Source organism: Streptomyces sp. (genome assembly GCF_031181705.1).
Lineage (GTDB): Bacteria > Actinomycetota > Actinomycetes > Streptomycetales > Streptomycetaceae > Streptomyces.
In genome coordinates, this window is sequence record NZ_JAPSKN010000101.1 from 12,353 (window position 1) to 21,716 (window position 9,364).

The 9,364-nt window shown below is 74.5% G+C and carries 13 protein-coding genes and 1 tRNA gene; 10 read left to right on the forward strand and 4 right to left on the reverse strand.

The features are described from left to right. Position 1: 1 nt before the first annotated feature. From RIN80_RS19145 to RIN80_RS19155, 3 genes are read right to left on the reverse strand one after another with little or no spacing between them, the layout of a single operon-like run. The gene (locus tag RIN80_RS19145; RefSeq protein ID WP_309096829.1) at positions 2 to 475 is read right to left on the reverse strand and encodes a cupin domain-containing protein; all 474 of its coding nucleotides are present in this window, start codon (positions 473 to 475) and stop codon (positions 2 to 4) included. Beyond that, positions 472 to 1,080, reverse strand: a complete 609-nt coding sequence (locus RIN80_RS19150; protein ID WP_309096830.1) for a GNAT family N-acetyltransferase — start codon at positions 1,078 to 1,080, stop codon at positions 472 to 474. The genes RIN80_RS19145 and RIN80_RS19150 overlap by 4 nt, the downstream gene beginning before the upstream one ends. Next, a complete protein-coding gene (locus RIN80_RS19155) occupies positions 1,073 to 3,241 on the reverse strand; it encodes a penicillin acylase family protein (RefSeq protein ID WP_309096831.1) in 2,169 nt (722 codons plus the stop codon). Before RIN80_RS19155 ends, RIN80_RS19150 begins: the two co-directional genes overlap by 8 nt. Positions 3,242 to 3,324: 83 nt before the next feature. Between RIN80_RS19155 and RIN80_RS19160 the strand changes: the two genes are divergently transcribed. The 6 genes from RIN80_RS19160 to RIN80_RS19185 all read left to right on the forward strand — a co-directional run bounded on the left by RIN80_RS19160 (position 3,325) and on the right by RIN80_RS19185 (position 6,770). After that, positions 3,325 to 4,044 (forward strand): siderophore-interacting protein, encoded by a 720-nt coding sequence (locus RIN80_RS19160; protein WP_309096832.1) that lies wholly within the window; start codon positions 3,325 to 3,327, stop codon positions 4,042 to 4,044. A gap of 45 nt (positions 4,045 to 4,089) precedes the next feature. Continuing rightward, complete coding sequence (locus RIN80_RS19165; protein ID WP_309096833.1) at positions 4,090 to 4,683, forward strand: HhH-GPD-type base excision DNA repair protein; 594 nt, start codon at positions 4,090 to 4,092, stop codon at positions 4,681 to 4,683. A 222-nt stretch (positions 4,684 to 4,905) separates the two neighbouring features. Then, complete coding sequence (locus RIN80_RS19170; protein ID WP_309096834.1) at positions 4,906 to 5,244, forward strand: hypothetical protein; 339 nt, start codon at positions 4,906 to 4,908, stop codon at positions 5,242 to 5,244. A gap of 72 nt (positions 5,245 to 5,316) precedes the next feature. Continuing rightward, on the forward strand, positions 5,317 to 5,451 hold the full coding sequence (locus RIN80_RS19175; protein ID WP_309096835.1) for a hypothetical protein: 135 nt from the start codon (positions 5,317 to 5,319) through the stop codon (positions 5,449 to 5,451). A gap of 286 nt (positions 5,452 to 5,737) precedes the next feature. Beyond that, complete coding sequence (locus tag RIN80_RS19180; protein ID WP_004943146.1) at positions 5,738 to 6,034, forward strand: type II toxin-antitoxin system VapB family antitoxin; 297 nt, start codon at positions 5,738 to 5,740, stop codon at positions 6,032 to 6,034. 121 nt (positions 6,035 to 6,155) lie between these two features. Next, a complete protein-coding gene (locus tag RIN80_RS19185) occupies positions 6,156 to 6,770 on the forward strand; it encodes a LytR C-terminal domain-containing protein (RefSeq protein WP_309096839.1) in 615 nt (204 codons plus the stop codon). 93 nt (positions 6,771 to 6,863) lie between these two features. Here the strand turns inward: RIN80_RS19185 and upp are convergent, their stop codons facing one another. Next, positions 6,864 to 7,499 (reverse strand): uracil phosphoribosyltransferase, encoded by a 636-nt coding sequence (gene upp / locus RIN80_RS19190; RefSeq protein WP_114257496.1) that lies wholly within the window; start codon positions 7,497 to 7,499, stop codon positions 6,864 to 6,866. Between the two features lie 131 nt (positions 7,500 to 7,630). Here upp and RIN80_RS19195 point away from each other — a divergent pair, with 131 nt between their 5' ends. The 4 genes from RIN80_RS19195 (at position 7,631) to RIN80_RS19210 (ending at position 9,363) form a co-directional block, all read left to right on the forward strand. Beyond that, complete coding sequence (locus RIN80_RS19195; RefSeq protein ID WP_309096840.1) at positions 7,631 to 7,900, forward strand: hypothetical protein; 270 nt, start codon at positions 7,631 to 7,633, stop codon at positions 7,898 to 7,900. Between the two features lie 276 nt (positions 7,901 to 8,176). Continuing rightward, positions 8,177 to 8,713, forward strand: coding sequence for a hypothetical protein (locus RIN80_RS19200; protein ID WP_309096836.1), 537 nt, complete (start codon positions 8,177 to 8,179; stop codon positions 8,711 to 8,713). 56 nt (positions 8,714 to 8,769) lie between these two features. Continuing rightward, positions 8,770 to 9,201 (forward strand): tRNA adenosine(34) deaminase TadA, encoded by a 432-nt coding sequence (gene tadA / locus RIN80_RS19205; protein ID WP_309096837.1) that lies wholly within the window; start codon positions 8,770 to 8,772, stop codon positions 9,199 to 9,201. Positions 9,202 to 9,278: 77 nt separating this feature from the next. After that, positions 9,279 to 9,363: transfer RNA gene (locus tag RIN80_RS19210), tRNA-Ser, on the forward strand. Position 9,364: the final 1 nt, after the last annotated feature.

The window sequence follows — 9,364 nt, forward strand, 5'->3', positions numbered from 1 at the left end:
CCTAGGGTCTGGACAGCGCGGCGATCGCGCCGGCCACCGCCGGATAGCGCGCCGCCAGCTCGGCCGCGTCTCCGTGTTCGTAGCCCTCGAAGGTGAAGCCGGGGGCCATGGTGCAGCCGAACAGGGTCCATGCGCCGCCCTGCCGGACCCGGCCGCCCATCCATGTGCCGGCCGGGACCGTGAACTGGACGTGCTGGCCCCGGAGCACGTCCGGCCCCAGGACCACCGTGCGCGTGGTGCCGTCCGGGGCGAGGAGCAGGAGCTCCAGGGGATCGCCCCGGTAGAAGTGCCAGATCTCGTCCGTGGGCAGACGGTGGAGGGCGGAGAAGTCGTCCGCCGTGAGCAGGGCGACGATCGCCGTGCCCTCCGGTCTGCCGTCGGGGCGTGCGGGCCCGGCCCAGGTCTGGCGGAACAGGCCTCCTTCGCGGGGGATCGGCTCCAGGCCGTAGTGCGCGATGAGCTCGTCGGGCGTCACGCGGGGAAGAGTATCTCCCGGTCCAGGAAGGCGAGCTGGGCCTTCTTCTCCGGCAGGTACACGTCCGGCAGGTCCACCTCGGGCAGGACGACCACCGGCCCGGCCGTGAAGCCCTGCTTGCGGAAACGGGCGATCGCCTTGTCGTTGCGGACGTCCGGGTCGACCACGACCCGGCGGCGGTCCAGGCCCACCAGGACGTAGGCGGCGACGACGGCGATCAGTTCGGCCGTCCAGCCGGGCGTGCCGCCGCCCGGGCCGGCGGGGGCGAGCAGCAGGTGGACGCCGATGTCGCCGGGGCGCACGTCGTAGCACTCGCCGACGCGGTCCGCCTCCGGCTCGTAGGTCTGCAGCAACGCCACCGGCTCGCCCTCGCGCACGACGAGGAAGGCGTGGTGGGTGGGGAGGGTGTCCATGTGGGCGTAGACCTCGGCGACCTGACGCTCGGTGAGGCCGGTCATGCCCCAGAAGGCGGCCCGCTCCTCGCTCACCCAGCGGTGGATCACGCCGGCGTCGGCCTCGGCGTCCAGCGGCAGGACGCGGACGGTGCCGAAGCCGTCGGTCACCTGCTCGTGGACGGCGGTGCGGGAGGCGTACGGGTCAGACATCGGTCTCCTTCGTCAGCAGGGCCCAGTCGGTGACGACCGGGACGAGTTCTCCCCCGAGCCACAGGGGGAGCTGGTCGCGGTGGTGGGGCGAGCCGGGGACGCCCGAGGCGCCGAACGGGACCACCCAGCGGCTGTCCTCGCGCCGGGCCAGGTCCCAGACGTAGCGGGCGGCCGGGCCGCGGGCGGCCAGGTCGGTCAGGCCCGGTACGCCCGAGGTGCACAGCACGCAGTCGTGGTCGCCGGACAGCCCCGGTTCTCCGTACGGCGTCTCCGGCTCCAGGGCGCGCCAGGGGGCGAGCCGGTGGGTGTCGCCCCAGACCCCGGACGGCGGCCGCCCGGCCACCTCTTCGAGGGCCGCGCGGACGGCCGCCGGGCGGTCGACGCCGTACAGCTCCTCGGCGGTCAGCAGGTGTTCGAGGGCGAAGCCGACGCGGGGCAGCAGGGCGAGCCAGGGCCGGAAGACGTCCGGGTACGGCGGCGGGGTGGCGAGCGCGGCGAAGGCCGGGTGCGCCGCCAGCCGCCGTACGACCGCGCCGCGCACCGCCGCGTACCGGGCCGCGTCGGCGCTGCCGGCGTCCATGCGGCGGTCCCAGGCGAGGAGCCGGTCCCGCAGCGCGGCGGCCCCGGGCGTGAGGGCGTCGAGGCGGCGGAGGTGGTCGAGCAGGGCGGTCGCGGAGGCCAGGTGGGTGTCCGTGTGGACGGCCGGCATGTCGGCGGCGGACCAGCGCTCCTTGGCGGCCAGCAGCGCGGCGATGCGGTCGTGGCGGTGGGGCGGGGCGAACTCGACGCCGAGCGGCGCGGCCGGGCCGCGCTGGTTGGCCATGACGGCGACGCCGCCGGTGAGCCCGGCGCGGGGCGTCTCGGCCCGGCCCGTCCACTCGTGGCCGGGTTCCCAGGCGGGCACCAGGCGCAGCCGGTTGGCCTCGGCGCGCAGCGGCACGTACCCGGCCACGCGGTGCAGGACCCCGCCCTCGGTGTCGGCGGCCTGGACGACGTTGACCGGCTCGGCCCAGCGGTCGAAGGCCCGGTCCACATCGGCGACCCGGCGGGCCCGCAGCAGGGGCAGCAGGGCGCCGAAGCCCAGGTCGCCGGTGACCCGGGGCGGGTAGCGGAGGCTGATCGCCACGGGCGGTCCGATCGGGTCGCCCACGGTGCCGGAACCGGCCCGGACGGCGGCATCGGCCGCGCCCGCCGGGCCGGGCAGGCCGGTCGGGTCGCCGTCGATCCCCTCCGGTCCGCCGATGACCACCGGCCCCCGGCCGGTCTCGATCACCTCGACCTCGACCGGCTCCTCGCCGGCCACCTCGACGAGTTCCGTGTGCCGGGCCGCCCGGCGCCAGATCCCGTCCGGGTCCAGCGCCTCGACGCCGGCGCCCGTGCGCCGCAGCCGCTCCCGGTACAGGTCCTGGTAGTCGGCCATGGCGTTGGTGATGGCCCAGGCGACCGTGCCGGTGTGCCCGAAGTGGGCGAGGCCGGGGACACCGGGGACGGCGAGGCCCACGACGTCGAACTCCGGGCAGGACAGGTGGATCTGCTGGTAGACGCCCGGGTCCTCGATCCAGCGGTGCGGGTCGCCGGCGATGACCGGCTGCCCGGTGACGGTCCGCTCGCCGCTCACCAGCCAGCCGTTGCTGCCGGAGGTGCCGGGCCCGTCGGTGGCGAACAGCCCGACGGCGTCCGCGCCGAGGTGCGTGGCGACCTGCTCGCGCCAGAGCTTGGCCGGGAACCCGGCGAAGAGGATGTGCGTGGCGAGCCAGACGCCGAGCGGGGTCCAGGGGTTCCAGCGCCCGGGGGCGAGACCGGTGCGGGCGAACTCGGGGGCCGCGTCCCGGCCGGCGCCCGCCGCCCGCTCCAGCCCCGCGTTCACCCCGTCGACGTACGCCCGCACCCACCGCGCCGTTGCGGGGTCCCGTCTCTCCAGGTCGGCGAAACAGCGTCTGGCCGTGTCGTCCAGTCTGGCGCGTCTGGCGAACCGGTCCCAGTCCAGGGCGCTCTCGCCGAGGAAGGACGCCGAGGTGCCCTGCGACCGGTGGCGCTCGACCTCCAGCTGCCAGGCCCGGTCGCGGGCGGTGACCAGGCCCTGCGCGTGGGCGAGCGAGGTCACGCTGTCGGCGCGCAGATGCGGAATGCCCCAGGCGTCACGGTAGATCTCGATGGCCACCCTGTACCCCCACCTTCCTTTAGGTTAGCCTTGCCTAAGTCAGAGCTGTGTGGCCGGAATCGTACGCGAAGGGCTGAAACGCGATGGGGCAGGGGCGGGGTTGGGAGGGCGCGGTCCTCAAACTGCTGCGCGCGAAGGATTTCCAGTTCACGGTGACGGACGCCGAGGACGTCACGCCTGACTACCGGCGGCTGCGCTTCACCGACGGCGGCCTGCTGGCCGCCACCGGAGTGCACCCGACCATGTGGGTCCGGCTCTGGTTCGACAACGCGGGCAAGCCGCACCAGCGGGCCTACACCCTGGTCGACCCGGACCCCGCGGCCGGGACCTTCGGCCTGGAGTTCGCCCTGCACGAGGGGTGCGCCAGCGACTGGGCCCGGGCGGCGAAGCCCGGCGACACCATCGAGGCGACCGTCCAGGGCACCGGCTTCGAGCACCCGAGCCCGGCGCCCTCGCACGTCTTCGCCGTCGGCGACCCGGCCTCCCTGCCGGCCATCAACTCCCTCCTGGACGCCCTGGGTTCCGCCCCGGCGACCGTCTGGTTCGAGGGCGGTGGCGACGACCTGCCGTTCCGCACCGACCCGGACCGCCACGAGCTGCGCAAGGTCCCCCGCCAGGACTCCGGCGCCCACCTGGTCGACCGCGTGAAGGCGGACCTGCCCGCACTGCTGGGCACGACCACCGACCCGTACGTCTGGATCGCCTGCGACACGGCGACGACCCGGACGCTCGCCGCCTACGTCCGCAAGGAACTGGGCCTGCCCAAGCAGCGCGTGCACGCCCTCGGGTACTGGCGCCCCTGACCGCCCGGGGACGCGGCCGGGCCCGCCCCGGGGGATGATCGGGCCATGGACGTCACCCTGCACCTCGCCCAGGACCCGGAGGCCGACGCGCTGCTCGGCCGCAGTCCGCTCGCCGCCCTGATCGGCATGCTGCTGGACCAGCAGATCCCCATGGAGTGGGCGTTCAAGGGCCCGGCGACGATCGCCCAGCGGCTCGGCACGGACGACCTGGACGCGCACGAGATCGCCGCGCACGAGCCGGAGGCCTTCGCCGCGCTGCTCTCGCAGAAGCCGGCCGTGCACCGCTACCCGGGCTCCATGGCCAAGCGGATCCAGCAACTGTGCCAGTACCTCGTCGAGCACTACGACGGTGACGCCGAGGCCGTCTGGAGGGACGCCGGCACCGGCCGGGAGCTGCTGAAGCGGCTGGCGGAGCTGCCCGGCTTCGGCAAGCAGAAGGCCCAGATCTTCCTCGCCCTGCTGGGCAAGCAGCTCGGCGTCCGCCCCGAGGGCTGGCGGGAGGCGGCGGGCTCCTACGGCGAGGAGAGGTCCTTCCGCTCGGTCGCCGACATCACCGGCCCCGAGTCCCTGGCCAAGGTACGGGCGCACAAGCAGGAGATGAAGGCGGCGGCCAAGGCCGCGAAGGCCGCCGGCGCGTAGCGTCAGCCGCGTGGCCCGCTCCGGGTGGCAGGGCCCCCGGGCCCGGTCGAAGCATGGAGCATGACCGAGCCACCGACCGGCGAGCCCCCGGGCCCCGAGCACACCCCCGGCGCACCGGGCCGCCGCATCCCCTGCGATCGGGCCACGTGCTCCCTACGCCGAGCGAGCGGATCTCACGGCCCGCGCGATGAACGGCGTACCCGCGGCGGGGAATGACCTCCCGTGCACCCCGCGGCGCAGCCGGTCCCCCGCGGCACCCGTCGGCACACGTGGCCGCGGGTGCTGGTCCTGCTGCTCGCCCTGCTCGTGCCCGGCGCGCACACCGCGGCCCACACGGTTCCGGCACCGCCCGCCGTCCAGGAGAGCACGGCCGTCGAGTTCGACGCCTTCGACACCGTCCTGCGGCCCGCCGCCCGGAGCGCCCGCCGCGCCGCCGTCCCGCCACGCCCGGCGCCGCTCCCGGGCCCCGCCCCCGCGTGCACCGCACGGCGCCACGTGCCCGTGCCGCCGGACCCGCCGCACGACCCTCGCCCCCTGCGTTCCGAGGTCCTGCGCTGCTGAGCGGACCGTCCATGGTCCACCAGTCCCGCACGGAAGCCACAGCACGGAACCACAAGGGCGAGGAACACAGCCATGCTTCAAGACCCGTACGCCGTCCTGCGTGCCCTGCTGCGCGCGGAAGCCGCCCGCAGCGCCCCCAGGCCGGGCTCCCCGCCGGCCGAGCGGAAGCCGCAGCCCCCGAACCCGAAGGAGCGGGGCCGGGGCTGACCCCGCCCGCGGCGGCGGAGGCGGCCGGAACGGCGCCTGCGCCGCCGCGCGGGTCCGCGCCGGGAGCGGGCCGGGAGGGGGCCACACCCCCCTTTCGGGCGAATCAGGCGCACGGCATCGGTGAACACACCCCACGAGAACGGCCCTGACCTGCCGCCGACGGCACGGGCTGCTCCGGCATATGCGTGCCCCTGAGGGGGTTCGTACCTCCTTGCGGGGCTTTTTTCCGCGTCGTACTCCGTCGCCATGGCTGCGCCCGGAAGGTCTTGACCGGTAGGCTTTCCGTGTGATCTTCAAGCGCATCGGAAACGGCCGGCCGTACCCCGACCACGGCCGGGAAAGCACCCGGCAGTGGGCGGACGTCGCGCCGCGCCCGGTCCGCCTCGATCAGCTCGTCACGACGAAGCAGCAGCTCGACCTGGAGACCCTCCTCGCCGAGGACTCGACCTTCTACGGCGACCTCTTCGCGCACGTCGTGAAGTGGCAGGGCGACCTGTACCTGGAGGACGGCCTGCACCGCGCGGTGCGGGCGGCGCTCCAGCAGCGCCAGGTGCTGCACGCGCGCGTGCTCGAGCTCGACTGATCCCCGCCGGTCGCGGGTTGACCCTTTCGGGTTCCGCTGGGCGACGTCGAATGATCATCTAGTAGGCATCGTCGCCCGGGCGCACTACGCTGCGCTCATGAGCATGCTGACTCCCCCCGGCATGGGCGGCAAGTACCGCATCACGGGCAACAGGTATCCCCGGATGCGCCGGCCCCGGCGGCGCGGCAGGCTCGTCGCCGTCGGCGTGGCCTCCGTCGTCGTGCTGGGCGTGGGCGGCTGGGGCACGCTGCAGCTCATCGACGTCTTCACGGGCGGCGGCAGGAAGGCTTCGGCGGCCGGCGGCGGGGACTGCGCCCGCACGAGCAAGGCGAGCCCGTCGCCCAGCGCCCGGCCCCTGCCCGAGCCCCGCACGATCACGGTCAACGTCCTCAACGCCACCACCCGCAGCGGCCTGGCGAAGAAGACCGCCGACGAGCTGAAGAAGCGCGGCTTCAAGATCGGCGACGTGGGCAACGCGACCAAGGAGTACGACAAGAAGGTCAAGGGCACCGGCCTGCTGCTCGGCCCCGCGTCCGCCCTGGACACCGCGCTGCCGGTGCTCGGCACCCAGCTCCCCGGCGCCGAACGGCGCACCGAGGCGGCCCGCAAGGGCACCGCCGTCGACCTCGTCATCGGGGACGCCTTCAAGGACCTGGCGAAACGGCCGGACGCCGACCGGGCGCTGACCAGACTGGCCGCGCCCGAGCCGGCGCCGACGACGAAGAAGGACTGCTGAGCGGCCTGCGAGCCGCTGAACGGCTGCGAGCCGCTGAGTGGCCTGCGAGCCGCTGAGCGGCTCCTGTGGACTGTGCCGGGACGCCCTTCCGGCCTACTCGGCCGCCCCGTACATGCGGTCGCCCGCGTCGCCGAGGCCCGGGACGATGTAGCCGTGCTCGTTCAGGTGCTCGTCGACCGAGGCGGTCACGACCGTCACCGGCGTGCCCGCCAGCTCGCGCTCCATGACCTCCACGCCCTCCGGCGCCGCCAGCAGCACCACGGCGGTCACGTCGTCGGCGCCGCGCCGGATGAGCTCCTGGATCGCCGCGACCAGCGTGCCGCCGGTGGCGAGCATCGGGTCGAGCACGTACACCTGACGGCCCGACAGGTCCTCCGGCATGCGCGTCGCGTACGTGGAGGCCTGCAGCGTCTCCTCGTTGCGGATCATGCCGAGGAAGCCCACCTCGGCGGTCGGCAGCAGCCGCACCATGCCGTCCAGCATGCCGAGCCCGGCCCGCAGGATCGGCACCACCAGCGGGCGGGGGTGGGACAGCTTGACGCCCGTGGTCCGCGCGACCGGCGTCTGGATGTCGACCTGTTCGGTGCGCACGTCACGCGTGGCCTCGTAGGCGAGCAGGGTGACCAGCTCGTCGGCGAGACGGCGGAAGGTCGCGGAGTCGGTGCGCTGGTCGCGCAGCGTGGTGAGCTTGTGGGCGACCAGGGGGTGGTCGACGACGTGGAGACGCATGTCCACAACAGTAACCGGGCCCGATGCGCCCGGCCGCACGGCCGGCACGCCACCGGCCGTCGCCCGTTCGCTGGCGTCAAACCGCCCGTCCGGGGGAAGGTGGGAGAGACGGAGTGGGGGTGGTGAACCAGATGCCCGACCAGGAGACCCGGCACGATCCGTCACCGCGCGTACGGCCCGGGGCGGACCCGGAGCGTGACCGGACGGCCGAGCGGGCCGGGCCGGACGAGACGGCCGGGCGCAGCGGCGCGGACGAGTCCGACGCCGAGCGCCGCAGGCGCCGCGCCCGGTTCCTGCGCGACCTGGCCGAGGCCAGGGAGCTGCGCGACCGCGTCCAGCCGCGCCGCGCCAAGACGGCCCGGCTGCGGCACGCGATGCGCATGCGCACGTTCCGCTGGTAGGGAACGGGTGGGAAAACCGCCGGGGAAGATCACGAACCGCGCGGGCGTTGTGGCGGGTGACCGTGCGTGGAGCAGGGGAAAGCCGCGTACGATCCGCAGGTGGCGGCAACGAGCGTGCGAGCGCGACTGCCGGACACAGGGGGCCGAAGACGTCCCCTGAACGCCTTGTTTCTGCCACGATTCCGAGTGGGTGGGGCTCGGACGAGCACTCCCCGCCCGTAACCTCCGCCGGGGGGACCCCCAACCGGCACGCCTAAGACCAGTGGGAGAGTCACGGTGTACTTCGCCGCACTGCTCGCGCGCACCGAAGACGGGTGGGAAGCGAGCGACACAGAGCTCGACGATGTGGAAACCCTGTCGGATCTGGCCGACCTGGCCCGTGAAGCCTCCCCCGACGAGGACACGGTGCTCGTGCTCATCGAGCAGGAGGACGCCTGGTTCGGCGTCGTCCGCGTGGACGGCGAGGAGGACCCTCGCATCTACGTCTCGGACGCCGCCGCCGCTGCCCGCAGCAGCTACGGCGAGATCCTGCTCACCGACGAGCTGCTCGGCCGGGCCCCCGACGACGGGGACGACCTGGACGCCCTCGACCTCGACGGCACCGAGGACGGCGACGCGGACGACGAGGAGGCCGAAGACGGCGACCCCGTGGCCGGCTCCGCCGAGGCCGTGCCGCACGGCCCGGTCGGCGACGCGACGATCCTGGACGACCTCGGTGTGACCGAGAAGGAACTGCGCGCGCTCTCGTCGGACGCCGTCACCGAGATCGCCGAGTCCCTGGGCGCCTCGGAGACCCTGGAGACCGTCCGCTGACCGCTCGCACCACCCCTGGACCGCCCGACCCGGTACGGGACCCCTGGCGGCCCGCGATGCGGCTCGCCCTGGACGAGGCCGCCGAGGCCGTCCGGGGCGGGGACGTCCCGGTCGGCGCCGTGATCCTGGCGCCGGACGGCACGACCGTGCTCGCGGCCGGGCACAACGAACGCGAGGCCGGCGGCGACCCGACGGCCCACGCGGAGGTCCTCGCCCTGCGGCGGGCCGCGACCGCGCTCGGCCGGTGGCGGCTCGCCGGCTGCACCCTCGTGGTGACCCTGGAGCCCTGCACGATGTGCGCGGGCGCGATCCAGCAGTCCCGCGTCGACCGGCTCGTCTACGGCGCCCGCGACGAGAAGGCCGGCGCGGCCGGTTCGCTGTGGGACCTCGTCCGCGACCGTCGCCTCAACCACCGGCCCGAGGTGATCGAGGGCGTCCTCGCCGCGGAGTGCGCCGCGCTGCTCAGCGCGTTCTTCCGGGGTCGCTGAGCGGGCACCGGTGGTTGCCGGGCGGTCGCCGCAAACCGATTTCGAAGCACGCGGCACCTTGCTGTAAGGTCTCCCTCGGTAGCGTGTCCGAGCGGCCGAAGGAGCTCGCCTCGAAAGCGAGTGTGGCGCAAGTCACCGAGGGTTCAAATCCCTCCGCTACCGC